Below are 24,031 nucleotides of genomic sequence, written 5' to 3'. Positions count from 1 at the left end.
CAGGGTGAACGGGTTCCGCAGCCTCGCCCAGACTGCCGCGCAAGGCCAGGCTTCAAAGGACGGCAACCGCCGGGCCGGCGCGACGTTCCCGTGGGGCACCGAACGGAGGTCATCCATGCTGAAGGGCGGACTGCTCTGGCTGCTCGGCATCCCCATTCCGATCATCATCCTGCTTTGGCTGACGGGCGTGCTGCACTAGGCCCGCCCGAATGCACCGGCGCGGTGCGGAACCGCAACCATCCGCCCGCGCCGGCGTTCTTCCGCTGCCCCGGGAGATCGTGGGATGTCACTGATCCTGATTGTCGTGCTGCTGGTGCTGCTGTTCGGCGGCGGCGGGTATTACGGCTACCGATCCGGCTACTACGGCACGGGCGGCTTCGGCGGCATCCTCGGGCTGCTGGTGATCCTCCTGATCCTGTGGGTCGTGTTCGGCGGCGGGATGATGCGCGGGCCTGTCGTGCCGTAAGGCGCGCGGGCTTGTCGTGCCGTAAGGCGCGCGGTCCGGTCACCGACGTAGGGCGCGCGGGCCTGTCGTGCCGTAGCGCCGCTCAGCCCTGCTTGCGCAGCGAGCGGAGGAAGCGCGAGCCTTCCTCCGCGAAGCCCGTTGCGCGGCAGAATCCCCGCAGCGACGGCGCCTCCGTCACCAGCTCCAGCGTGCCGCAGCCCGCCTGCCGCGCGGCCTGCGACGCCGCCTTCAGCAGCAGGCGGCCGATGCCGTTGCGGCGCTCCTCCGGCGCGACAACCAGCGTCGTGATTCGCGCGGTCGGGCGAGCTTCCTCCAGCATCGCGTACCAGTGCAGCACGACAATCCCGCTCGGCGGGCCAAAGCGCGACGCGATCAGCGCCGTGCCGGCCTGGCGCAGCGCCGGCAGTCGGTCGGCGATCGCGACGGCATCGAGGGGATGCCCGGCCTCCGCCAGCATGTCGGCCAGGCCGGGCGCGTCGGCCGGCGTCGCGGCACGGATCTCGATGCCGTAGCGCGACGCCACCGCGCTCAGCCGACCTGCAGCTTGTCCTGCGTCTTCGTGTCGAAGTCGCCAGCGTCGTGCCGTTCCCAAAGCTGGCTCGACGGCTCGCCGGCCGTGCGGTTGACCATGCGGCCGCGCTTCACGGCGGGGCGCGCATGGATCAGGTCGGCCCAGCGCTGGACATGCCTGTAGGACGCGACGTCGAGGAATTCCGCCGCGTTGTACTGCCAGCCCTTGGCCAGCGCGCCGTACCACGGCCAGATCGCCATGTCGGCAATGGTGTAGGCATCGCCCGCGACGTACTCCGTCTCCGCGAGCCGCCGGTCCAGCACGTCGAGCTGGCGCTTCACCTCCATCGCGAAGCGGTCGATCGCGTATTCGATCTTCATGGGCGCATAGGCGTAGAAATGCCCGAAGCCGCCGCCGAGATACGGCGCGCTGCCCATCTGCCAGAACAGCCAGGACAGCGTCTCGGCGCGTGCAGCGCCCTCCTTCGGCAGGAATTCAGCGAACTTCTCGGCGAGATACAGCAGGATCGCGCCGGATTCGAAGACGCGGATCGGCTCGGGGCCGCTGCGGTCCACCAGCGCGGGGATCTTGGAATTCGGATTGATGCCGACAAAGCCGGAACCGAACTGCTCGCCATTGCCGATGCGGATAAGCCAGGCGTCGTATTCCGCGCCCTTGTGGCCCAGCGCCAGCAGTTCCTCCAGCAGGATCGTGACCTTCACGCCGTTCGGCGTGCCCTGGGAATAGAGCTGCAGGGGATGCCGGCCGACCGGCAGTTCCTTCTCATGCGTGGCGCCCGCGACGGGGCGGTTGGTGCCGGCGAAGCGGCCGCCATTGGCCTTCTTCCATTCCCAGACCTTGGGCGGCACGTAGCCGGTATCGGCGTAATCGGACGTCGCACTCATGCACATGCTCCTCGCTCGGGTTGCCTATATTTGGAAGCTCGCCGCCGGTCCGGGAGGGGGGCTTGGGCATGGCACCGATTTGACAGCGTCATGCCTGCGCGCTCCCATCCGCCCCGCCGAAACCGACCCGGGGAGACGCCGATGACCGCCTTCGCCACGCGCCGCAGGTTGCTGGGTGCCGGCGCCGCCATGGCGCTCGCCCGCCCGGCGCTGGCCGCCTTCCCCGACCAGCCCATCCGCATGGTGGTGCCCTGGAACGCCGGCGGCGCGACCGATGTCGTCTCCCGCGCGCTGGCGACGGCGATGGCGCCGATCCTCGGCCAGCCCGTGGTGGTGGACAACCGCCCCGGCGCGAATGGGGGCGTCGGCGCACAATGGGCGGCGGGGCAGCGCCCGGACGGCCACACGCTCTTCGTGGCCAGCAGCGAAACGCATGGCGTCAACCCGCTGGTCTATTCGCGGCTCGCCTACGATCCCGTCGCGGATTTCGTGCCCATCTCCATCTTCGCCGACGGTCCCTTCGCGCTGGTGGTGCGCAACGGCGTGGGTGACACGCTGCCCGCCTTCGTCGCGGGCGCGAAGGCTCAGCCGGGCCGGCTGACCTATGCGTCCTGGGGGATCGGTTCGACATCCCAGATCGCGGCGGTGCGCGTCATGCAGGCCGCGGGGATCGACATGCTGCACGTGCCCTACACCGGCGCCGCGCCCGCCTATACCGCGCTGGTCGCGGGCCAGGTGGATGCGATGTTCATGAACGCCGGCCCGGCGGAATCGCTGGCGAAGGACGGGCGGGTGAAGGTGCTGGCAATCGGCTCCTCGACCCGCGTGCCGCTGCTGCCCAACGTGCCGACGCTGCGCGAGCAGGGGATGGCGCTCGATGCCAGCAACTGGTTCGGCCTGGTCGCGCCCGCGCGCACGCCCGCCGAGGTCGTGGACCGCGTCGCGACGGTCTCGGCCGAGGCGCTGCGCAACGCCGCCGCGCAGGAGGTCTTCCGCACCCAGGGCATCCTGCCGATGAGCACGAGCCCCGACCAGGCCCGCGCCTTCATCGCCGCGGACCGGGAGCGCGTCGGCGTCGTCGTGCGCAGCCTGAACCTGCGGCTGGACTGACGCGGATGGCGACGCGCCGCCTTCTCCTCGCCACCGCCGCGGCGCTGGCCGGCGCTCGCGGTGCCGCAGCGCAATCCTGGCCGACACGGCCGGTCCGCATCGTCGTCGGCTTCGGCGCCGGCGGCCTGGCTGACATCGTCGTGCGGCTGGTCGCAGCGCCGCTGGCGGAAAAGCTCGGCCAGAACGTCGTGGTGGACAACCGGCCCGGCGCCGGCGGCGCGCTGGCGGCGCAGGCCGTGGCGGGCGCGCCGGCGGACGGGCACACGCTGATCCTCTTCACCTCCGGCACCTCGATCAGCAAGGCGCTGTTCCGCAGCCTGCCCTTCGATCCCGTCACGGGCTTCGCGCCGGTGTCGACGCTCGCGATCTTCGACGCGCTGCTGCTGTCGTCCAACACGTCGCCGATCCGCGCCGTCGCGGATCTCGCCGCGCGCCGCGGCACGCCGATGACGATCGGCACGCTGACCGCGGGCAGCACCCAGCACCTGACGGCCGAGATGGTCAGGCTGTCCTCCGGCCTGCAACTCACGCCCGTGCCCTTCCGCACGAGCCCCGAGGTCCTGACCGCCTTGCGGCGTGGCGACATCGACCTTGCCATCGAGAGCTACGGCGCCGCCGCCGGCGACATCCGCGATGGCGCCGTGCGTGCGCTGGCGAGCACCGGCAGCAAGCGCTCGCCGCTTCTGCCCTTTGTCCCGACTCTGACCGAAGCCGGCTATCGCGACTGCGTCATGGAAGGCTGGCAGGCGATCTTCGCCCCCGCCGGCGTGCCGGACGCGGTCGTCACGCGGCTCAACGCCGACATCCGGGAGATCCTGGCGCGCCCCGCAATCTCGCAGCGCTTCCTCGAGCTCGGCGTCGAGGCCAGCGGCAGCGCGCCCGACGCGCTGGGACGCCTGCTGCGGGACGACATCGTGATGTGGAACGGCATCATCGACCGCGCGGGGGTGGAGCGGCAGTAGGCTTGACGCCGACGCCGTCCCGTCACGATGCTGGGCGGACCGAAGCGGAGGCCTTCATGTCCTCGCCTGCTATCGCCCGCCGCACCGCGCTGCTCGGCCTGCTCGCCACGCCGGCGCTGGCGCAGACAGAAGCCGCCTGGCCCACGCGCCCCATCCGCATCATCGTGGGCTTCCCGCCCGGCCAGTCCATCGACATCGTCACCCGCATCGTCGCGGAACGGCTCGGTCCCGTCCTCGGCCAGCCCGCCGTGGTGGAGAACCGCCCCGGCGCGGGTGGCCGCATCGGCTTCGAGGCGCTGAAGCGCGCCGCGCCCGACGGCTACACGCTGGGCTGCGGCAGCAACGGGCCGCTGACCGTCATACCGACGCTCTATCCCGACACGCCCTACGACGTGGAGCGCGACCTGCAGCCCGTCGTGACGCTGGCGCGTGCGCCCTATGTCCTGTTCGTGCGGCCGGATTCGCCGATCCGCGACATCGCGGGACTCAAGGCGCTGGCCGAGGCGCGGCCCGGTGCGCTGAGCTACGGCTCCCCCGGCGTCGGCACGATGCAGCACCTGATGGCGCAGATGCTGGCAACGGCGCTGCGCGTGAACATCCAGCACGTGCCCTACCGCGGCGGCGCGGAGGTGCTGACCGACATCATGGGCGGCCGCCTCGACCTCGCGGTGGACGCCCTCCCGGGCGCGCTGGCCGCGATCCGCGGCGGCCAGGTCCGGCCGGTCGCGATCACCTCCGGGGGCCGGAACGAGTTGCTGCCGGGCGTGCCGACACTGACGGATCTCGGTCTGCCGGACGTGCAGGCCAATGGCTGGTTCGGGATCCTCGCGCCATCGGGCCTGCCCGCGCGCATCTCGACGCAGCTGTTCGAGGCGTTCACCCGCGCCGTGACCATGCCGGAGACCGTCGCCGCGCTGCGCGACGCCGGCCTCTCGCCCTATGTCATCGACAGCGCCGCCTTCCGCACGCTGCTGCGCGACGACACTGCGCGCTTCCGCGAGGTGATCCGCGTCTCGAACATCCAGGTCAACTGAGGAAACGCCCGATGGAATCCGTCCACGTCTTCATGACCATGGACTGCGAGCCGACCACCGCGACCTCGCACCCCGACGCGACCGGCCCGCGGGACTGGGCGCATGGCGAGCGCGCGGTGCGGGGCTGGTGGAAGCTCGCGCAGGAACATGGCTGCCCCGTGACCTTCTTCATCCACCCCGAGACCGCGGTGGGCCAGGCCGCGATGTGGCGCGAGCTGGAGGCGGAGGGCGCCTGCCTCGGCCTGCACATGCATCCCTGGAAGTATTCGATGTGGAAGCACGGGGGGAAGCGCTACCTCGCGCATTTCGGCGGGCTGAGCGCGGAGGAGCAGCACGCGCTGCTGAGCGAGGCCGGCGCGATCTGGGCCGACGCGATCGGGCATGCGCCGCTCTATTTCCGCCCCGGCACCTACAGCGCGAATGACTCGATGTATGCCGTGCTGTCGTCGCTGGGCTACGATGGCGGGTCCTGTTCCGCACCGGGCCGCGTCCTGCCGGAGATGCAGGCGATCTGGACCGGCGCGGAGCTCGACCCGCATCGCGCCAACGCCGTCTTCCGCCAGACCGCGGGCGAGCTCGATTTCGTCAACGTGCCACAATCCATGGACATGTCGCGGCTGCTGGAAGGGCGCATCGGGCGGCGCATGTACGCGGACCTCCGCCCCGACGTGGACTGGCCCGGCCAGTACGGCGCGGCCTGGTCCACCATCGCGACGAACATCCTGGCGCAGACCATGGCGCGGAACCCCGCGGTCGGCACGATCGGCGTGCAGACGCACAACCACTACGAATACCTCGATCCGGAATGCCCGCAGGTGCAGCGGCTGCGTGCGATGATGGCGGAGGTCCGGAAGGCATGCGACGAAGCGGGCGTGCAGCGCCGCGGCTCCACGCTCGCCGACATCGTGCAGGCCGTCCGCGCCACGCCGCGCGTCGCCACGCCCTTCGTGGTGGAGGGCGCGATCTTCGAATCCCAGGGCAAGGTGCCGACGCTGCAATCCTGAGGGGCCGGCATGATGGACGAAGCGCGGGCCCGCGAAGCCTCCGACCTGCTGGTCTCGCACTGGCGTACGGGGACGGTGCTCGACGCGTTGCCGCCGCCGCTGCGCCCCGCGACACGCGCCGAGGGCTACGCGATCCAGGCGCAGCTCGAACGGCTCCGCGCCGGGCCGCCGCGGGGCTGGAAGATCGCCGCGACCAGCACCGCGGGGCAGCAGCATATCGGCGTGGACGGCCCGCTGGCGGGGCGGCTGCTGCCGGAGATGGTGCACGCGGACGGCGCCACCCTGCCCTTCGGTGCCAACCGCATGCGCGTGGTGGAGGCCGAGTTCGCCTTCCGCATGGGCCGCGACCTGCCGCCGCGTGCCGAGGCCTATGCCATCGAGGAGGTCATGGCTGCCGTCACCGCGCTGCAGCTGGCGATCGAGATCCCGGATTCCCGCTTCGCCGATTTCGCGACCGCCGGCGCGGCACAGCTGATCGCCGACAATGCGTGCGCGCATCTCCTCGTACTGGGGCCGGAGGCCCCGGCGTCGTGGCGCGGCATGGACCTCGCCGCGCACCGCGTCGCGGCGCGCGCCGGCCGGCTGGAACGCGAGGGCATCGGATCGAACGTGCTCGGCGATCCGCGGATCGCGCTGGCCTGGCTGGCGAACGAGCTGTCGCGCCACGGCATCACCCTCGGTGCGGGCCAGTTCGTGACCACCGGCACCTGCATCGTTCCGCTGGAGGTCGCGGCGGGCGACGCGGTCTCGGCGGATTTCGGCGTGCTCGGCCGCGTCGGACTTCGTCTGGCTTGACGCGCGCGCCGGCGCGCGCGGAAGCTTTCCGCCGGCCTTGGGACATGCGCGATGGTGAAGCACCTCGTCCTCTGCTTCGACGGCACCTGGAACAGCGCGGACAGCGCGAAGTCGGAGACGAACGTCGCGCGCCTGGCGCGCGCTGTGCGCGCGAACAGCGGCGGCGTCGAGCAGATCACCTTCTACCTCCGCGGCGTCGGCTCCACCGGCATCGCGCTGCAGCGCCTGGTGGAAGGCGCGGCCGGCGAGGGCATCGATGAGAACATCCGCGCGGGCTACATGTTCCTCGCGCAGAACTACGTCCCGGCGGAGGCGGGCGTGCGCGGGGCCGACCGCATCTTCCTCTTCGGCTTCTCGCGCGGCGCCTTCACGGCGCGCAGCCTGGCCGGCTTCATCGCCTCGGCCGGGCTGCTGAAACGCCAGAAGCTCGGCGACATCAACGCGGCCTGGGACTACTACCGCAACGCCGAGGACCGGAAGCCCGAGAACTTCTGCCGCCTCCACGGCTCCGAATGCCACACCGACGTCGCGATCGACTTCCTCGGCGTCTGGGACACCGTCGGCGCGCTCGGCATTCCCGGCACGGTGATGAACAACCTGGCGGCGGGCCAGTACCGCTTCCACGACACCAGCCCGTCGCGCATCATCAAGGTCGGGCGGCACGCGCTGGCGGTGGACGAGCATCGCGACGAGTTCGAGCCGACGCTCTGGACCGGGAAGGCGGCGGACGGCTCCGACATCGGGCAGATGTGGTTCGCCGGCGCGCATTCCGACGTCGGCGGCGGCTACGAGGAACGCCGCCTGGCCGACATCCCGCTCCGCTGGATGGCGGAGGAGGCGATGGCCGCCGGCCTCAAGCTCGACGAGTCGATGCTGCCGGAAGGCGCACCCGATCCACTGGCCCCGCAGCACGATTCACGCCAGGGGCTGTGGCTGCGCGACAGGCTGACGCCGACCATCCGCGAAGTCGCGCAGAAGCCGCCGGAGGTCGGCATCTTCGAGCGGCTCTACCGCCCGCGCGACGCGGCCGGCAACGATCTCCCCACGATCAACGAGGCGCTGCATCCCAGCCTGAAGCAGCGCTTCGGCGCCGAGGTGACGGTGCTGTCCGGCGACGACGACAAGGTCGGCGACCGGCGGACCTACGAGCCGAAGAACCTGGCGCCGATCCTCGGGACATAGCGCGTCGCGGGCAGGCGGGGGCGGCCGGCCTGGATCGCCCTAAGCCAGCAGCGCGCGGGCAGCCTGCCGGTGCAGCGCGGCATGCGCGCGCTCGTCAAGGGTGGTCAGCCGGCCCTCCCGCACCACGACGCGGCCGGCGATCACGGACAGTGCGACGCGCCCCGGCGTGCAGAAGACCAGCGCGGCGACGGGATCGGCGCCGGCGCCGGCCTGGTCGAGCCCGTTCACGTCGAAGGTGACGAGGTCGGCGGCCATGCCCGGCGCGATCGCGCCGATGTCGTCCCGGCCCAGCACGCGGGCGCCGCCCAGCGTCGCGATCTCCAGCGCCTGGCGCGCCGTCATTGCATCCGGCCCGTGGCCGACGCGGGCCAGCAGCATGGCCTGGCGCGCCTCTCCCAGCAGGTGGCCGGAATCGTTGGAGGCCGAGCCGTCCACGCCGAGCCCGACCGGCACGCCGGCACGCCGCATCGCGGGGACGGGGGCGATGCCCGAGGCGAGCCTCATGTTGGAACACGGGCAATGCGCGACGCCCGTGCCGGTGCGGGCGAACAGGGCGATGCCCGCGGGATCGAGCTTCACGCAGTGCGCGTGCCAGACGTCGGGACCGGTCCAGCCGACCTCCTCGGCATAGTCCGCCGGCGTGCAGTGGAAGACCTCGCGGCTGAAGGCGACGTCCTTGTCACTCTCCGCGAGATGCGTGTGCAGGCGGAGCCCCTTCGCCCGCGCGAAACCCGCCGCGTCGCGCATCAGCTCCCTCGTCACGGAGAAGGGCGAGCAGGGCGCGATGCCGACGCGCAGCATCGACAGGCGCGCGGGGTCGTGGAAGCGCGCGACGACGCGTTCCATGTCGGCCAGGATCGCGGCTTCCTCCTCCACCACCTCGTCCGGCGGCAGCCCGCCCTTCGACCGGCCGAGGCTCATCGCGCCGCGGGTCGGGTTGAAGCGGATGCCGACCGACGCCGCGGCCTCGATCGTGTCGTCCAGGCGGCATCCGTTGGGGAAGATGTAGTGGTGGTCGGAAGCCGTGGTGCAGCCCGACAGGATCAACTCCGCCATCGCCGTCATCGCCGCGATGCGCAGCGCGTCGGGCGTGAGGCGCGACCACACGGGATAGAGCGCGCCAAGCCAGTCGAAGAGTTCCGCATCCTGCGCCGCCGGCAGCGCGCGGGTCAGCGATTGGAACATGTGGTGATGCGTGTTGACCAGGCCGGGCAGCAGGACGTGGCCCGACAGGTCGAAGCTCTCCGCCGCCGCGGGCTGCGCGTCATCGGGCCCGCCGACGGCGGCGATGGCGTTGCCCACGACATGCACCCAGCCGCCCCGGATCTCCCGCCGCGCGTCGTCCATGGTGACGACGACCTCGGCGTTGCGCAGCAGCAGGGATGTCATGCGTCGCTCCTCGTCGGGACGGCAGAGCCACATCACGCGCGCGGTGTCCGGTCAACCGCGCGGGGCCCCTTGCCGGCGACCGGAACGCGCGGCAGAAGCGCGCGCAATCACCAACCTGTCCGGGAATCCAAACGAATGGCTGGCCACGCCCATGGCGAGCATGGCGGCGACAAGCGCATCGCCCTGCTCATCGCGATCCTCGCCCTCTTCCTCGCCATCGCCGAGACCGGCGCGAAATCCGCGCAGACCGAGGCGATCACCCGCAATGTCGAGGCGGCCAACCTCTGGGCCTTCTTCCAGGCCCGCACCATCCGCCAGACCACGCTGCGCACCGCGGCCGAGGAGGCGGAGCTGGTGAAGGCCGCGTCCGCCGACCCCGCCCACCGCTCGGCGATCGAGCGCCAGCAGGCCGCCTGGCGCGGCACGATCGACCGGTGGGAGAGCGAGCCCGCGACCGGCGAGGGCCGGCGGGAGCTCGCCGACCGCGCCCGCGCGGCGGAGGCGAAGCGCGACCGCAACATGGCGGCCTACCACCACTACGAATACGCCTCGGCCGCCTTCCAGGTCGCGATCGTGCTGGCCTCGGCTTCCATCATCACGGCGGTGCCGCTGCTGGCGGTGGGTGCCATCGCGCTCGGCGTCGGCGGCGTGGTGCTGGCCGGCATCGGCTTCATCGCGCCGGAAGCCGTGCATTTCTGACGGGATGCGCGGCGGAGCGGCTCGGCGCCCAATCCCGCTCCGCATCCCGCAGGCGTCGGCGTCTTCCCGCCACGCCCGGCGGATGGCAAGTTCCGGACGACAACGGCGGCCTGCAGGGACCGCCGGGGAACGGGGGTTGCGCTGCGATGGCGTCGTTCGGTGATCTCACGCGCAGCCTGGCGCGCTCGGCCGACCGGCCGATGCAGCGGCCCAAGGGCATCGTCTACTGGCTCGACACGCCCTCCCCCTTCGGCTCGACGCTGGCGCTGGCGCTGCAGCATGTCGCGGTGCAGTCGGTTTACTTCATCCTCGCCCTCGCCCCGGCGCTGGCGATCTCGCCCGATCCGGCGGACGCCACGCGCTTCCTCTGCCTCTCGATCCTGGCGGTCGCGCTGTGGCAGGGGCTGCAGAACCTGACGAAGGGGCCGCTCGGCGCGGGCTATCCCGTGCCGGGGACTCATGCGCCGGCGATGCTCGGCGCCTATGCGGCGGCGGGGCAGGCCGGCGTCGGCTTCGCCGCGGCGGGCGCGATGGTGGTGATTGCGGGCCTCGTCGCCTCGGTCCTGAGCTTCGCGATGCGCCGGCTGCGCGTGCTGATCCCGAACGAGGTCGCGGGCGTTGTCGTGATGCTGATCGGCGTGTCGCTGATCCTGCTGGGCTCGCAGATCTTCGGCCTGCAGCCCGGCGGGCGGGAGCCGGAGGCGATCGACGTCGTCGTCTTCCTCGTCGCCATCGGGACCATGGTGGTGACGTCGCTGACCAGGACGCGGCTGGCGCGGCTTTCGGTGCTGGTCGGCGCGGTGGTGGGCGGGGTGGTCGCGCTCGCGGTCGGCCACCTGCCGGACAATGCGGGGGAGGTCGTCTCCCGCGCCGCCTGGTTCGCGCTGCCGGAACCCTGGGTGCCGGATTTCTCTGGCATCCAGGGCGCGCCGCTCGCGGCCTTCATCCTGGCGCTAGTCGCCGCGAAGGCGTCCGCGGCAGGCGGCTTCCTGATGATCCAGCGCGCGGCGGATGCGGGCTGGACGCGGCCGGATTCGCCGCCCGTTCAGCGCGGGCTGCTGGCGAACGGCGTCGCCATCGCCGCGGCCGGCCTGGTCGGCGCCGCGGCGCCGGCGCCGGCGACGGCGGCGGCCGGCATCTCGGTCGCGACGGGGACGCTGGCGCGGCGCATCGTCTGGTTCGGCACCGCGATCCTGGTCGCGATCGCGTTCTGCCCGAAGCTGGTCGCGATGTTCGTCGTCGCGCCGGCGGCAATCAAGTCGGCGACGCTGGTCTATGTTTCGGGCTTCATCATGGTGCAGGGCGCGCAGCTCGCGACGGTGCGGCTGCTGGACGCGCGGCGCTCGGCCGTTGTCGCGCTGGGTCTCGGCGCCGGCGTGCTGGTCGCGGTCTCGCCGGTCGCCTTCGCCAACCACGTCCCGGCGCTCGCCTCGCCGCTCGCGCTCGGCGCGGTCATCGCCTTCATCGCCAACCTCGTCACCATGCCGCTGGTGACGCAACGCGCGGAGGTCACGCTGCAGCCCGGCCCCACATCGGGCGTGGCGGCAAGCGAATGGGCGGATGCGATCGCCGGGCGCTGGGGGCTGAAGCCGCAGACCGGGCGGCTGATCGAGCGCGCGCTGGTGGAGCTGACGGACGTGCTGGCCGGCCGCGGCGTGACGTCGGTACTGGTCGCGGCACGGCGCGAGGAGGACCGCGTGCACATCCGCCTGCGCTGGCAGGGTGCGGCGCTGCCGGCCGCCAGCGCCGCCGCGCCCAGCGTGGACGACCTGCTGGAAGGCGGCGAGGCGCAGGAAGCCTTCGCGGTCTGGCTCGCGACGCGCGAGGCCGGCTTCACCCAGCGCGTCACCGGCGCGGATTGCGAGGCACGGCTGGTCTTCGAGGACTGAGCGCCCGGCCGAAGCGCCGCGCGTCAGCCTGCCGCAGTCGGCTGCGCGGCCGCCTGCGCGCCGGCCAGGGCCTCGCGCAGCGCTTCCTCGCGCGTGTGGTCGAAGGAGGTCTGCATCACGCGGCCGCCGACGCCCTTCAGCTCCGCCAGGACCTTGTCGGCGGTGACCTTGCGGATCAGCAGGAACAGCGCGGCCTCGCCGTCATGCAGGGTCTTGCCGACATCCTTCATGAAGGCGTCGTTGATGCCGAGGTCGGTCAGCTTGCCGCTGAGCGCGCCGGACGCCGCGCCGATCGCCGCCCCGGCGAGAGGCATCAGGAAGATCAGCCCGATCAGCGTGCCCCAGAGCGCGCCGGAGGCCGCGCCCATCGCCGTCGTGCTGAAGAGCTGATTCAGCTTCACCGTCCCGTCGGGCTGCTTGGCCGCGATGCAGGCATCGCCGAGCTCGATCAGGTATTGCGACTGCATGGCGAGCAGCTTCTGGCGCACTTCCTCGGCCTTGGCCTCGGTGGGGAAGGCGATCACGACCAGGTCGGCCATCCGGGTTCTCCTGTGCCTTGCGGGGGAGGCGCAGGCTGCACCGGCCGGCGCCGTGCGACCAGGGGCCGCAGGATGACATCAGGTGGAAGCCCACGTCGCGGCACCGGGCCGGGATGGGGGGCACAGCCCGAACCATGTCCGATTCTGACGCCGCCGGCACGGCCGCTTGCCCGCCGGCCGGCGCCGGGCTGACATCGCGGCCGCAATCTCCGGAGTCGCGGCGCATGTCGAGGGACCGCGCCATGCAGGTCCTGCTGGCCGGGCTGGTGGTGGGGCTGTTCGTCCTGCAGCCCGCCGCCGATCTCAGCCTTGTGCCGTTCTGGCTGCCTGTCCTGGTCACGGCCTGCACGCTGCTGGCCGGGGCCATCGCGCTGACCTCGCCGACGCTGCTGCGCTGGCCGATCTTCCTCTGCAGCGCCATCTCCTCGGTGGGCTACGCGCTGGGCAGCGAGCGGCTGGACGGCACCGCGGGCGTCATCGGCCTGGTGCTGCTGGCCTTCGCGCTGTTGCGCGAGGTGCTGGCCCCGGGCCAGGTCGGCCGCAACCGCATCATGGGCGCGATCGCGCTCTACCTCGTCATCGCGCTGGCCTTCGCCGGCTTCTACGAACTGCTGGATACCGAGCTTCCCGGGAGCTTCGCCGGCGCGACGCACCTGCCGCATTCCTTCCGCTATTTCAGCATCGTCGTGCAGACCACGATCGGCTTCGGCGACATCGTCGCCGCGACGCCGCTCGCGCGGTCGGTGGTGATGCTGCAGGCCGTGAGCGGCCAGATCTTCATCGCGGTGCTGCTGGCCCGGCTGGTCGCGCTGCAGGTGGAGGCGCGGCGGCAGCCCGAGGATCGGCAGTAGACCCGCGCCGCCGCGGCGACAGCCGCAGCAGGTCATGCGCGGCCGAGACCACGGCCCGCGCCTGGCGCAGCAGCACCTCCCCCTCCGCCGAGACCACGAGGCGGCGCGTGGTGCGGTGGAAGAGCGGCACGCCCAGCAGCGCCTCCAGCTTGCGGATCTGGACGGAAAGCCCGGCCTGGCTGACGCCGCAGCGTTCGGCGGCGCGGCCGAAATGGCCGCATTCCGCGACCGCGACCGCGTATTCCAGGTCGCGCAGGGACAGGCCGGAGAGGGTTCGGTGCGGCATCCCGCCGGTATGGCGGCGATTCGGGTTAAGAACCGTTAACGGGCCGCTTGCGTTCGAGCCCGCGCCCGCTGACCACGGCGCCTGCGCCGAACTTCCGGCGCAGCGCCTCCACCGCGTTCCACTTTGCCGCGCGCCGCCCGGCATCGGGATCCGCGAGGTCCGGCAGGTCGGCCTGCTCGCCCGGGACGAGCGGTTGGGCGCCGATGCCGATCAGGCGGAAGGCGGTCCCCGTCGCCTCCTTGGCCAGCAGCGGCTGCGCGGCGCGGAACAGCGTCTCCGGCAGGCGCGTGGGCTGCGCCAGGCGCGCATGGCGCGATCGCACCTCGAACCCCGCGGTCTTGAGCTTCAGCACGACGCCGCCGGCGGCGAAGTCCTGCTCCTTCAGCCGGCGCGCCAGCTTCTCGCAGAGCCGCCAGAGCGGCGCCTCGAGCTCGGCCTGCAGGCGGAGATCGGTGTCGAAGGTGGTCTCGGCCGAGATGGACTTCGTCTCGCGGTCGGGGCTGACGCGGCGCGCATCCTCGCCGCGCGCGCGGGCGGCGAGCGCCGGCCCTTCCTCGCCGAAGCGCCGCGCGGCCTCGCGCGGGTCGAGCGCCGCGATCTGGCCGAGGCGCGTGAAGCCGGCGGCATTCAGCTTCCTCGCAAAGGCGGGACCCACGCCCGGCAGCAGCGAGACCGGCTGGTCGGCCAGCCAGTGCACGGCCTCCGCCCCCAGCACGGCGAAGCCGCGGGGCTTGTCGCGCTCCGCCGCCAGCTTCGCCAGCAGGCGGTTGCGCGCGAGGCCGATCGAGACGGTGATGCGGATATCGCGCTCCACCGCTCGGGCGAAGCGGGCGAGCGTCACGGCGGGTGGGGCGCGGTGCAGCGCCTCGGTCCCCGCGAGATCGAGCACCGCCTCGTCGATCGAGAGCGGCTGCACCAGCGGCGTCAGGGCCTCCATCAGCGCGCGGACCTCGCGCGCGACGGCCACGTATTTCGCCATGTCGGGCTTGATGACGACGGCGTCCGGGCAGGCCGCAAGTGCCTTGAACATCGGCATCGCGGATCTCACGCCGCGGGTGCGCGCGACGTAGCAGGCCGCCGAGACCACGCCGCGCTTGCCGCCGCCGACGATCACCGGCTTCGTCGCGAGTTCCGGCCGGTCGCGCTTCTCGACGGAGGCGTAGAAGGCGTCGCAATCGACATGCGCGACGCTCAGCGCGAAGAGCTCGGGATGCGCGACGACGCGGCGCGATCCGCAGGATGGGCAACGCGAGAAGCGCTGCTCGGCCGCCATGTCGCAGTCGCGGCAGAGCGCGGGCATGTCACGCGCGCCGGCGGATCAGCGGCATCGCCGCGAAGATCACCTGCAGCGCGAGGCCGATCAGGCCCGCCGTGGTCTGGAAGCGCTCGGCCCAGAGCACGCGGCCTCGCAACAGCGCATCGAGCGCGGTCTCGGCCAGCACCAGCAGCGCCAGCGCGACCAGCCCCATGCCGAGCCGCGGCAGCAGATCGGGCGACATGTCGAAGAGCCGCGCGGCCCAGGGCGCGGCGACAGCCATCGCCGCAACCATCGGCACGCCCTCCGCCGCCACCGCCCAGGCCGCGCCCAGCCAGGGCTCCAGCAGCAGCGTGCGGACCACGCCGAGCAGGAAGCCGAGGCCGAAGATCGCGGCGAAATAGACCGCGCCGGCGGCGATCACGGCGTCCAGCCCCGCTCGCGCGGCGCGTCGTCCCACAGCCGCGCCGCGCCGAGCACGCCGGAGCTGTCGCCATGCACCGCGCGCACAACGGGCGTGGAATACGCGTCCGAGAAGACGTGGCGCGGGATCAGCCGCGGCAGGTCCTCGTAGAGATGCGCCATGTTGGACAGCCCGCCGCCCAGCACGATCACGTCGGGATCGAGCAGGTTCACGACGGAGGCCAGGGCGCGGGCCAGGCGGTCGGCATGGCGATCCAGCGCGGCCTTAGCGCGCGCATCGCCGGCGGCCGCGCGCGCCGGCAACTCGCTCGCGTCGCGCGCGCCGGGGCCGTCGGCATCGGCGGCCAGCGCCGGGCCGCAGAGGAAGCTCTCGATGCAGCCCGGCTTCCCGCACCAGCAGGCGGGCCCCGGGAACTCCGCCTGCGTCATCCAGGGCAGCGGGTTGTGGCCCCATTCCGCGGCGACGCGATTGCGGCCCTCGACGATGCGGTTGTTGACGACCAGCCCGCCGCCAACGCCGGTGCCGAGGATCACGGCGAAGACCACGCCATGCCCCTCCCCGGCGCCGTCCGCGGCCTCGCTCATCGCCAGGCAGTTCGCGTCGTTGGACAGCCGCACCGGCCGGCCGAGCCGCGCGGCGAGGTCGACGCCGAGCGGGCGGCCGTTCAGCCAGGTGGAATTGGCGCCACGGATGGCACGCGTGACCGGGTTCTCGCTGCCGGGGATGCCGATGCCGACGGTGCCGCGCGCGCCGAGCTCGGCCTCCGCGCCCTCCACCAGGCCGGCGATCGCCTCGATCGTGCCGGGATAGTCGCGCGCGCTGGCGACGCGGCGGCGAAGCCGCACGGCGCCCGCCTCGTCGAGGGCGACCACCTCGGTCTTGGTGCCGCCGAGGTCTATGCCGAGCCGCCATGCGGTGCCGGGACCGTTCCGCCAGGACATTCCGGCAAGGTGAGCGCCCCGCGCCGGGACCGCAAGCATGCTGGACGCCGCCCGCGCGCGGTGCTGGATTCGCGGGATGGGAGATACGCTGCTCGACGTCCAGGGGCTGACCTGCCCGCTGCCGGTGCTGAAGGCCAACAAGGCGCTGCGGTCACTCGCCCCGGGGGCGAGGCTGACCGTGCTCGCCACCGACCCCGCCAGCGTGAAGGACTTTCGGGCGTTTGCGCAGGAGACGGGACACGCGCTGGTGGCCTTCAGCGAGGAGAAGGGGGTGTATCGCTTCACGCTGAAGAAGCGGGAGGATACGGCGTGAGCGTGCTTCTCCTCAGTCACCGCGCCTGCCTGCACCACGACATGGGGGCGCATCACCCGGAATGCCCCGACCGTCTGCGCGCCGTGCTGCGCGCGCTGGAGGCGGAGGAGTTCTCCGACCTGATCCGCGACGAGGCGCCGCAGGCGACCGTCGAGCAGCTGACGCGCGTGCATCCCGCGCGCTATGTCGAGGCGATCCTCGGCATCCGGCCGGAGCCCGACGACCTCGTGCCGCTCGACGGCGATACGCTGATGAACTGGGGCAGCGCGGAAGCGGCGCTGCGATCCGCCGGCGCGGCGGTGGCCGGCGTGGACGCGGTCTGCCGCAACGAGATCCGGCGCGTCTTCTGCGCGGTGCGCCCGCCCGGCCACCACGCCGAGCCCGCCAGGCCAATGGGCTTCTGCTTCTTCGCCAATGCCGCGGTCGCCGCCCGCCACGCCCAGGCCGTGCACGGGCTGACGCGCGTCGCTGTGGTCGATTTCGACGTCCACCACGGCAACGGCACCCAGGCCTGCTTCGAGGCCGATGCGACGCTGTTCTACGCGAGCTCCCACCAGTCGCCCTGCTATCCCGGCACCGGCGAGGCGAACGAGACAGGTGTCGGCAACATCGTCAACGCGCCGCTGCCGCCGGGCGCCGATGGCGCGGCCTTCCGCGCGGCCTGGGCCGGGAGGCTGCTGCCCGCGCTCGATGCCTTCGCGCCGGAGCTGCTGGTGATCTCCGCGGGCTTCGACGCCCATGCCCGCGACCCCCTGGCGCAGCTGCGCGTGCGGGAGCCGGATTTCGGCTGGCTGACGACGGAGCTCTGCCGCATCGCGGACCGGCATTGCGGCGGCAAGGTCGTGAGCCTGCTGGAGGGTGGGTATGATCTGGACGCGCTGGCGAGCTCGGCGGCGGTGCATGTGCGGGCGTTGATGCGTTCGTAGGGTTCCCCCCCGCCAAAGCGCTTTCTCCCCCGCTCAAGCGCCTCCCGCCGCCGCTTGCAGGGGAGAGATAGGGTGGGGTGCTTTGTCAGCGGCTCCCAGGCTCTCGCACCCCCACCCTGACCCTCCCCCGCAAGCGAGGGAGGGAAAAGAGAGAGCGGGGGGAGGAAGCCGCCGTGGTGGGACAGGCAGCACCGCTTGCCCCTCCTCCCCCCACGCCCTATCCCCTTCCCCATCGTCTCCGGGAGGAAAAGCACAGCCATGATCACCCGCCGCACGCTGCTCGCCGCCGCGCCCGCGCTCGGCGCCGCGCCCGCCTTCGCGCAGGGCGCCTGGCCCGCCAACCCCATCAAGGGCATCGTCCCCTTCGCCCCGGGCTCCGCCACCGACACCGTCGCGCGGCTCTTCGCCGACGGCATGCGGGAGAGCCTCGGCCAGGCCATCGTCGTGGAGAACCGCGCCGGAGCGAACGGGCTGATCGGCGCCGAGGCCGTCGCCCGCGCCGCGCCCGACGGCTACACCCTGATGTTCGGCACCAACTCCACCAACGCCGCGGCCGCGGCGCTGAACCGGCGCGTGCCCTTCGACCCCGATCGCGCCTTCGCGCCGATCTCGACCCTCTGCTCCGTCCCCCTGATCGTGGCGGTGCGCAACGACAGCCCCTTCCGCACGCTGGCCGACCTGATTGCCGCCGCCAAGGCGCGGCCGGAGGGGCTGACCTATGCCTCGACCTCGGCGTCGCAGCGCGTGGCGACCGAGATGCTGGCCTCCATGGCGGAGGTGAAGCTGCTCTACGTGCCTTACCGCTCCTCGCCCAACGCGGTGCAGGACCTGATCGCAGGGCGCGTGGACCTGTTCGTGGCCGACCAGGCGGTGATCCTGCCGCAGATCGGCCAGGGACTGCGCGCGCTGGCGGTCACCACCAAGGAACGCTCGGCCCAGTTGCCGGACACGCCGACCGTCGCCGAGGCCGGCAACCTGCCGAACTACGAGCTCTTCGCCTGGTTCGTGCTGGTGGCGCCCGCCGGCACGCCGGCGCCGGTGATCGCGCGCCTGAACCAGGCCGTGCGCGCCGCCGCCGGCCAGGCGAACCTGCGGGAGAGGCTGGGCTCCACGCTCGGGATGGCGGTCCGCACCTCCTCTCCCGAGGAAGCGCAGGCCTTCATCGTCTCGGAAACCATCAAGTGGACCAATGCGATCCGTGCCGCGGGCATCGAGCCTGAATAAGCCACAAAGTCTTGCTGCAACGCATCATGAGGGGCGGGTGCACGGCGCCCGCCCCTGCCTATTTGTACTAGCCAGCGCCTGGGGAAGCGTGCATCATGTCAAGGATGGTTGACACACCAGCGTCTCGTTCGGTTGACACTTTATCCTTCGAGGAGGCGCTGCAGGAGCTCGAAGGGATCGTGCGTGCGCTGGAAGCCGGCCAGGGCAAGCTCGAGGAGGCCGTCGCGCAGTACGAGCGCGGCGCGGCACTGCGGAAGCACTGCGAGACGCTCCTCGCCGCCGCCGAGCAGAAGGTCCAGGCCATCGTCGAGACGCCGTCCGGCCCGGCGCTGCGGGACGCCGGCTGAGATGTCCGTGACGAGCATCGGCCTCGCCGCCGCCCTGCCCGAGGCCGCCGCCGAGATCGAGCGCACGCTCGACACGCTGCTACCCCCCGTCGAAGGCCCGGAAGCGCGCCTGTACGAGGCCATGCGCTACGCCGCGATGGGCGGCGGCAAGCGCATGCGCGGCTTCCTGGTGCTGGAAGGCGCGCGCCAGTTCGGCGTCGCCCGCGCGGCCGCGCTGCGCGTCGCCGCCGCGATCGAGATGCTGCACGCCTATTCCCTGGTGCATGACGACCTCCCAGCGATGGACGACGACGACCTCCGCCGCGGCAAGCCGACGGTCCACAAGGCCTTCGACGAGGCGACCTCGATCCTCGCTGGCGACGCGCTGCAGACCCAGGCCTTCCAGGTCCTGGCGGAGGAGGACACGCATTCCGACAGCGCGGTCCGCGTCGAGCTCGTGCGCTGCCTGGCAAAGGCCGCCGGCGCGCGCGGCATGTGCGGCGGGCAGATGCTGGACATGCTGGCCGAGGAAGCCGGCGAGGCGCTTGACGAGCCCGCGATTGGCCGCCTGCAGCTGCTCAAGACCGGGCGGCTGATCGAGTTCTCGGCGGAGGCGGGCGCGATCCTCGGCAAGGCGCCGTCGGCGCAGCGCCACGCGCTGGCCGCCTATGGCCGCGACGTCGGCGCCGCCTTCCAGATCGCCGACGACATCCTGGACGCCACCGCCACGCCCGAGGAGACGGGCAAGGCGACCGGCAAGGATCAGGGCGCGGGCAAGGCGACGCTTGTCGGCCTGCTTGGGCTCGAGCGCGCGCGCATCCAGGCCGAGCGGCTCGCCGCCCAGGCGCGCGACCATCTCGACAGCTTCGGCGAGCGCGCGGAACTGCTCCGCGAGCTCGCCGCCTATACCGTGCAAAGGAAGAGCTGACCCATGGCACGTCCCGCCACGCCGCTGCTCGATCGGGTCACGATCCCGCAGGACCTGCGCAACTTCTCCTCCGACCAGCTCAAGCAGCTCGCGGCCGAGCTCCGCGCCGAGACGATCGACGCGGTGTCCGTCACTGGCGGGCACCTCGGCGCCTCGCTCGGCGTGGTGGAGCTGACGGTCGCCATCCATTCGGTGTTCGAGACGCCGCGCGACCGGCTGATCTGGGACGTCGGCCACCAGGCCTATCCCCACAAGATCCTGACGGGCCGGCGCGACCGCATCCGCACGCTGCGCACGGAAGGCGGCCTGTCCGGCTTCACGCGGCGGTCGGAATCCGAATACGACCCCTTCGGTGCGGCGCATTCCTCCACGTCCATCTCGGCCGGCCTCGGCATGGCGGTCGCGCGCGACCTCAAGGGCGACCAGCGCAACGTCATCGCGGTGATCGGCGACGGGTCGATGTCCGCCGGCATGGCCTATGAGGCGATGAACAATGCGGGCGCGCTGAAGGCCCGGATGATCGTGATTCTCAACGACAACGACATGTCCATCGCGCGGCCCGTCGGCGCGATGAGCGCCTATCTCTCGAAGGTCGTGTCGTCGCGGCCGTTCCTGAACGTGCGCGAGATGATGGCGAAGCTCGCGAAGCGCTTTCCGAAGCAGATCGAGCACGCCGCGCGCCGCGCCGAGGAATTCGCCCGCACCGTGCTCACCGGCGGCACGCTGTTCGAGGAGCTGGGCTTCTACTATGTCGGCCCGATCGACGGCCACGACCTCGATCACCTGCTGCCGATCCTGCGCAACCTGCGCGACGCCGACGAGAACCACCCGATCCTGCTGCATGTCGTGACGCAGAAGGGCAAGGGCTACGCGCCGGCCGAGGCGGCAGCGGACAAGTATCATGGCGTGCAGAAGTTCAACGTGGTGACGGGCGAGCAGCAGAAGGCCCCGCCCGGCCCGCCGGCCTACCAGAAGGTCTTTGCGAGCGCCCTGATTGCGGAAGCGGAAGCGGACGAACGCATCGTGGCGATCAACGCGGCGATGCCGTCCGGCACGAGCCTCGACATGTTCGCGAAGAAGTTTCCGAAGCGCTGCTTCGACGTCGGCATTGCGGAACAGCACGCCGTCACCTTCGCCGCAGGGATGGCGACGGAGGGGCTGAAGCCGTTCTGCGCGATCTACTCCACCTTCCTCCAGCGCGCCTACGACCAGGTCGTGCATGACGTCGTGCTGCAGAACCTGCCCGTGCGCTTCGCGATGGACCGCGCCGGCCTGGTCGGCGCCGATGGCGCGACACATGCCGGCAGCTTCGACATCGCCTATCTCGGCTGCCTGCCGAACATCGTGCTGATGGCCGCGGCGGATGAGGCGGAGCTCGCCCACATGGTCGCGACCTCCGCCGCGATCGAGGACCGCCCCTCCGCCTTCCGCTATCCCCGAGGCGAGGGCACCGGCGTGCCGGTCCCGGCACGCGGCACGCCGCTGGAGGTCGGGCGCGGGCGCATCCTGCGCGAGGGCAACTCCATCGCCATCCTGTCCTACGGGACACGGCTGCAGGAGGCTCTGAAGGCAGCCGACGAGCTCGCCGCGCAGGGCCTGTCGGCGACCGTCGCCGATGCGCGCTTCGCCAAGCCGCTGGACACGAAGCTGGTGGAGCGCCTGGCGCGGAACCACGAGGTGCTGATCACCATCGAGGAAGGCAGCACCGGCGGCTTCGGCAGCCTGGTCGCGCAGCACCTGGCCTGGCAGGGCCTGCTCGATGGCGGGCTGAAGTTCCGCCCGATGTGCCTGCCCGACCGCTTCATCGACCACGCCGCGCCGAAGGTGCAATACGACCAGGCCGGGCTGAACGCGCGGCATATCGTTGCGGCGGCGGTGACCGCGCTCGGCGTGCCGGTCGCGCAGTCCGCCAGGGCGTAGAGTTCTACCCCTCCCCGCTCCGGAGCCTCCCTCCCCCGCTCCTCCATTTCCCTCCCCCGCAGGCGGGGGAGGGTCAGGGAGGGGGTGCTTCGTTCAGCGCGCCCTCGATCCTCCGCACCCCCACCCCCTCCCTCCCCCGCAGGCGGGGGAGGAGGCCTCTCATTCGGGGGAGGAAATCGAAGAGCGGGGTAGGGCCATCACAGCGAGCGGGCGGTAATCTCCCCCCATGCCCACCCCCAAGCTCCGCGCCGACGTCGCTCTCGTCGAACGCGGCCTCGCGGACTCCCGCACGCGCGCCCAGGCCCTGATCCTCGCCGGCCTGGTCTTCTCGGGCGAGCAGCGCGTGTCCAAGGCCGGCGACCTCATCAAGCCCGACCAGCCGCTGGAACTGCGAGGACAGGACCACCCCTGGGTCTCGCGCGGCGGCCTCAAGCTCGATCACGCCATCACCCACTTCAAGCTCGAGCCGCAGGGCCTCACCTGCCTCGACGTCGGCGCCTCCACCGGCGGCTTCACCGACGTTCTCCTGCATCACGGCGCGCGAAAAGTCTTCGCCGTCGATGTCGGCCACGGCCAGCTCGCCTGGAAGCTCCGCAACGACCCGCGCGTCGTGGTGATGGAGCGCGTGAACGCCCGCTACCTCACCGCCGCGCAGATCCCCGATCCCGTCCAGGCCATCGTCTGCGACGCCAGCTTCATCGGCCTGCGCACCGTCCTGCCTTCTGCCCTTGCCCTCGCCGCGCCCGGGGCCTGGGCCGTCGCGCTGATCAAGCCGCAATTCGAGGTCGGGCCCGCCATCGCCAAGGGTGGCGTGGTGCGCGACGCCGCGGTGCATGAGCGGGTCTGCGACGCGATCCGAACATGGTGGTCCGAATTGCCGGGCTGGCGGGTCCAGGGTATCGAAGCCAGCCCCATCCTCGGCCCCGAGGGGAACCGCGAGTTCCTCATCGCCGCCCGCAAGCACGCCTAGGGAAGCCGCATGCCCATCATCAACCGCATCGCCGCCTTCACGCCCGAGATGCAGGCCTGGCGCCGCGACATCCACGAACATCCCGAACTCGGCTACGAGGAGCACCGCACCAGCGAGACCGTAGCGAAGCTCCTGGCCTCCTGGGGAATCGAGGTGCACCGCGGCATCGCCGGCACCGGCGTTGTCGGCGTGCTGCGCAACGGCACGTCGCGCCGCGCCATCGGGCTCCGCGCGGACATGGACGCGCTGCCGATGCCGGAGGAGACGGGGCTGGCCTATGCCTCTCGCAACCCTGGCCGCATGCATGCCTGCGGGCATGACGGGCACACCTCGATGCTGCTCGGCGCGGCGAAGTACCTGGCCGAGACGAAGGCCTTCGACGGCACCGTCGTCTTCATCTTCCAGCCCGCCGAGGAAGGCGGCGCCGGCGGGCAGAAGATGGTGCAGGAGGGCCTCTTCACCCGCTTCCCCGTGGACGCGGTCTATGGCGTGCACAACGACACCGCATCGAAGCTCGGCGAGATGCTGGTGGTGTCGGGCCCGATCCTGGCCGCAGCCGACACGATCGACATCACGATCCGCGGCAGGGGCGGGCACGCCGCGCGGCCGCATACCGCGCTCGATCCCATCATGATCGGCGCGCAGATCGTGACCGCGCTGCACCAGGTCGTCTCGCGCCGCGTGGATCCGCTGGACAGCGCGGTGATCAGCCTCTGCCAGTTCCACGCGGGCACCGCGCACAACGTGATCCCCGAGGTCGCGACGATCAGCGGCACCGTGCGCACCCTGCGCGCGACGACGCAGGACGAGATGGAGCGGCTGATCGGCCAGACCGCGCAGGGCATCGCCGCGCTGCACGACGCGGTCGCCGATGTCCACTACCACCGCGGCTATCCCCCTACCGTCAACCACGCCGCGGAGACCGAGCGCGCGGCACTGGCCGCCGCGAAGGTCATGGGCATTGACCGGGTGCAGCGCGACGCGCCGCCGATCATGGCGGGGGAGGATTTCTCCTTCATGCTGAATGAGCGGCCCGGCTGCTTCGTGCGCATCGGCCAGGCCGACGGCGCCAAGGGCGCGGTGCCGGTGCACAACCCGAAATACGACTTCAACGACGACCTCCTGCCGATCGGCGCGAGCTTCTTCGCGAACCTGGTCGAGCAGGAATTGCCGCGGAGCTGA

General features: G+C 71.9%; 27 protein-coding genes. 19 read left to right on the top strand and 8 right to left on the bottom strand.

Going from position 1 to position 24,031, the window contains the following annotated elements; translation table 11 throughout:
* Nucleotides 1-4 precede the first annotated feature (4 nt).
* Nucleotides 5-199 carry a hypothetical protein gene (locus ACLF3M_RS09365; RefSeq protein WP_430656639.1) on the top strand — a complete coding sequence of 65 codons (195 nt, stop codon included), beginning with the start codon at nt 5-7 and terminating at the stop codon, nt 197-199.
* Between the two features lie 84 nt (nt 200-283).
* Entirely contained in the window at nt 284-466 is a 183-nt protein-coding gene (locus tag ACLF3M_RS09360; RefSeq protein WP_430656638.1) for a DUF3309 family protein, read from the top strand.
* Nucleotides 467-548: 82 nt separating this feature from the next.
* Here ACLF3M_RS09360 and ACLF3M_RS09355 read toward each other — a convergent pair whose 3' ends face one another.
* Together ACLF3M_RS09355 and yghU are read right to left on the bottom strand one after the other, a co-directional pair.
* Nucleotides 549-989, bottom strand: a complete 441-nt coding sequence (locus ACLF3M_RS09355) for a GNAT family N-acetyltransferase (RefSeq protein WP_430656637.1) — start codon at nt 987-989, stop codon at nt 549-551.
* 5 nt (nt 990-994) lie between these two features.
* Nucleotides 995-1,882: a glutathione-dependent disulfide-bond oxidoreductase gene (yghU, locus tag ACLF3M_RS09350; RefSeq protein ID WP_430656636.1), complete on the bottom strand. Its 888-nt coding sequence runs from the start codon at nt 1,880-1,882 to the stop codon at nt 995-997.
* A gap of 141 nt (nt 1,883-2,023) precedes the next feature.
* Here yghU and ACLF3M_RS09345 point away from each other — a divergent pair, with 141 nt between their 5' ends.
* The 6 genes from ACLF3M_RS09345 to ACLF3M_RS09320 are packed head-to-tail and all read left to right on the top strand — an operon-like array spanning nt 2,024 to nt 7,969.
* Nucleotides 2,024-2,992, top strand: coding sequence for a Bug family tripartite tricarboxylate transporter substrate binding protein (locus ACLF3M_RS09345; RefSeq protein ID WP_430656635.1), 969 nt, complete (start codon nt 2,024-2,026; stop codon nt 2,990-2,992).
* 5 nt (nt 2,993-2,997) lie between these two features.
* Nucleotides 2,998-3,954 carry a Bug family tripartite tricarboxylate transporter substrate binding protein gene (locus tag ACLF3M_RS09340; RefSeq protein WP_430656634.1) on the top strand — a complete coding sequence of 319 codons (957 nt, stop codon included), beginning with the start codon at nt 2,998-3,000 and terminating at the stop codon, nt 3,952-3,954.
* Between the two features lie 56 nt (nt 3,955-4,010).
* A complete protein-coding gene (locus ACLF3M_RS09335) occupies nt 4,011-4,988 on the top strand; it encodes a Bug family tripartite tricarboxylate transporter substrate binding protein (protein WP_430656633.1) in 978 nt (325 codons plus the stop codon).
* A gap of 11 nt (nt 4,989-4,999) precedes the next feature.
* Entirely contained in the window at nt 5,000-5,992 is a 993-nt protein-coding gene (locus ACLF3M_RS09330; RefSeq protein ID WP_430656632.1) for a polysaccharide deacetylase family protein, read from the top strand.
* Nucleotides 5,993-6,001: 9 nt separating this feature from the next.
* The gene (locus ACLF3M_RS09325; RefSeq protein WP_430656631.1) at nt 6,002-6,787 is read left to right on the top strand and encodes a 2-keto-4-pentenoate hydratase; all 786 of its coding nucleotides are present in this window, start codon (nt 6,002-6,004) and stop codon (nt 6,785-6,787) included.
* A 51-nt stretch (nt 6,788-6,838) separates the two neighbouring features.
* Nucleotides 6,839-7,969, top strand: a complete 1,131-nt coding sequence (locus ACLF3M_RS09320) for a DUF2235 domain-containing protein (protein ID WP_430656630.1) — start codon at nt 6,839-6,841, stop codon at nt 7,967-7,969.
* A gap of 39 nt (nt 7,970-8,008) precedes the next feature.
* Here the strand turns inward: ACLF3M_RS09320 and ACLF3M_RS09315 are convergent, their stop codons facing one another.
* Nucleotides 8,009-9,358 (bottom strand): 8-oxoguanine deaminase, encoded by a 1,350-nt coding sequence (locus ACLF3M_RS09315; RefSeq protein WP_430656629.1) that lies wholly within the window; start codon nt 9,356-9,358, stop codon nt 8,009-8,011.
* Between the two features lie 135 nt (nt 9,359-9,493).
* On the opposite strand from ACLF3M_RS09315, the gene ACLF3M_RS09310 reads away from it, so the two are divergent.
* Together ACLF3M_RS09310 and ACLF3M_RS09305 are read left to right on the top strand one after the other, a co-directional pair.
* Entirely contained in the window at nt 9,494-10,057 is a 564-nt protein-coding gene (locus ACLF3M_RS09310; protein ID WP_430656628.1) for a DUF4337 domain-containing protein, read from the top strand.
* Between the two features lie 146 nt (nt 10,058-10,203).
* Nucleotides 10,204-11,946, top strand: coding sequence for a solute carrier family 23 protein (locus tag ACLF3M_RS09305; protein ID WP_430656627.1), 1,743 nt, complete (start codon nt 10,204-10,206; stop codon nt 11,944-11,946).
* A 23-nt stretch (nt 11,947-11,969) separates the two neighbouring features.
* Here the strand turns inward: ACLF3M_RS09305 and ACLF3M_RS09300 are convergent, their stop codons facing one another.
* Nucleotides 11,970-12,485: a DUF1269 domain-containing protein gene (locus ACLF3M_RS09300; RefSeq protein WP_430656626.1), complete on the bottom strand. Its 516-nt coding sequence runs from the start codon at nt 12,483-12,485 to the stop codon at nt 11,970-11,972.
* Between the two features lie 224 nt (nt 12,486-12,709).
* Between ACLF3M_RS09300 and ACLF3M_RS09295 the strand changes: the two genes are divergently transcribed.
* The gene (locus tag ACLF3M_RS09295) at nt 12,710-13,336 is read left to right on the top strand and encodes a potassium channel family protein (RefSeq protein ID WP_430656625.1); all 627 of its coding nucleotides are present in this window, start codon (nt 12,710-12,712) and stop codon (nt 13,334-13,336) included.
* On the opposite strand, the gene ACLF3M_RS09290 is transcribed toward ACLF3M_RS09295, so the two are convergent.
* From ACLF3M_RS09290 to ACLF3M_RS09275, 4 genes are read right to left on the bottom strand one after another with little or no spacing between them, the layout of a single operon-like run.
* Entirely contained in the window at nt 13,263-13,622 is a 360-nt protein-coding gene (locus ACLF3M_RS09290; protein WP_430656624.1) for a LysR family transcriptional regulator, read from the bottom strand. The two genes, ACLF3M_RS09295 and ACLF3M_RS09290, sit on opposite strands and share 74 nt — an antisense overlap.
* A 25-nt stretch (nt 13,623-13,647) precedes the next feature.
* Nucleotides 13,648-14,922: a DNA polymerase IV gene (locus ACLF3M_RS09285; protein ID WP_430656623.1), complete on the bottom strand. Its 1,275-nt coding sequence runs from the start codon at nt 14,920-14,922 to the stop codon at nt 13,648-13,650.
* A 1-nt stretch (nt 14,923) separates the two neighbouring features.
* Entirely contained in the window at nt 14,924-15,301 is a 378-nt protein-coding gene (locus tag ACLF3M_RS09280; protein ID WP_430656622.1) for a hypothetical protein, read from the bottom strand.
* Complete coding sequence (locus ACLF3M_RS09275; protein WP_430656621.1) at nt 15,298-16,242, bottom strand: ROK family protein; 945 nt, start codon at nt 16,240-16,242, stop codon at nt 15,298-15,300. The genes ACLF3M_RS09280 and ACLF3M_RS09275 overlap by 4 nt, the downstream gene beginning before the upstream one ends.
* A 76-nt stretch (nt 16,243-16,318) precedes the next feature.
* Between ACLF3M_RS09275 and ACLF3M_RS09270 the strand changes: the two genes are divergently transcribed.
* The 8 genes from ACLF3M_RS09270 (at nt 16,319) to ACLF3M_RS09235 (ending at nt 24,031) form a co-directional block, all read left to right on the top strand.
* Nucleotides 16,319-16,555 carry a sulfurtransferase TusA family protein gene (locus ACLF3M_RS09270; protein ID WP_430656742.1) on the top strand — a complete coding sequence of 79 codons (237 nt, stop codon included), beginning with the start codon at nt 16,319-16,321 and terminating at the stop codon, nt 16,553-16,555.
* Complete coding sequence (locus ACLF3M_RS09265) at nt 16,552-17,481, top strand: histone deacetylase family protein (RefSeq protein ID WP_430656620.1); 930 nt, start codon at nt 16,552-16,554, stop codon at nt 17,479-17,481. Before ACLF3M_RS09270 ends, ACLF3M_RS09265 begins: the two co-directional genes overlap by 4 nt.
* Nucleotides 17,482-17,739: 258 nt before the next feature.
* Nucleotides 17,740-18,705: a Bug family tripartite tricarboxylate transporter substrate binding protein gene (locus ACLF3M_RS09260; RefSeq protein ID WP_430656619.1), complete on the top strand. Its 966-nt coding sequence runs from the start codon at nt 17,740-17,742 to the stop codon at nt 18,703-18,705.
* Nucleotides 18,706-18,809: 104 nt separating this feature from the next.
* A complete protein-coding gene (locus ACLF3M_RS09255; protein WP_430656618.1) occupies nt 18,810-19,052 on the top strand; it encodes an exodeoxyribonuclease VII small subunit in 243 nt (80 codons plus the stop codon).
* Between the two features lies 1 nt (nt 19,053).
* Nucleotides 19,054-19,959 (top strand): polyprenyl synthetase family protein, encoded by a 906-nt coding sequence (locus ACLF3M_RS09250; protein ID WP_430656617.1) that lies wholly within the window; start codon nt 19,054-19,056, stop codon nt 19,957-19,959.
* Nucleotides 19,960-19,962: 3 nt separating this feature from the next.
* Nucleotides 19,963-21,879: a 1-deoxy-D-xylulose-5-phosphate synthase gene (gene dxs / locus ACLF3M_RS09245; RefSeq protein ID WP_430656616.1), complete on the top strand. Its 1,917-nt coding sequence runs from the start codon at nt 19,963-19,965 to the stop codon at nt 21,877-21,879.
* A gap of 226 nt (nt 21,880-22,105) precedes the next feature.
* On the top strand, nt 22,106-22,849 hold the full coding sequence (locus ACLF3M_RS09240) for a TlyA family RNA methyltransferase (RefSeq protein ID WP_430656615.1): 744 nt from the start codon (nt 22,106-22,108) through the stop codon (nt 22,847-22,849).
* A gap of 9 nt (nt 22,850-22,858) precedes the next feature.
* Nucleotides 22,859-24,031 carry a M20 aminoacylase family protein gene (locus ACLF3M_RS09235; RefSeq protein WP_430656614.1) on the top strand — a complete coding sequence of 391 codons (1,173 nt, stop codon included), beginning with the start codon at nt 22,859-22,861 and terminating at the stop codon, nt 24,029-24,031.

Source organism: Falsiroseomonas sp. HW251 (assembly GCF_050563545.1).
Lineage (GTDB): Bacteria > Pseudomonadota > Alphaproteobacteria > Acetobacterales > Acetobacteraceae > Falsiroseomonas.
This window is presented reverse-complemented; position numbering and strand designations above follow the sequence as displayed.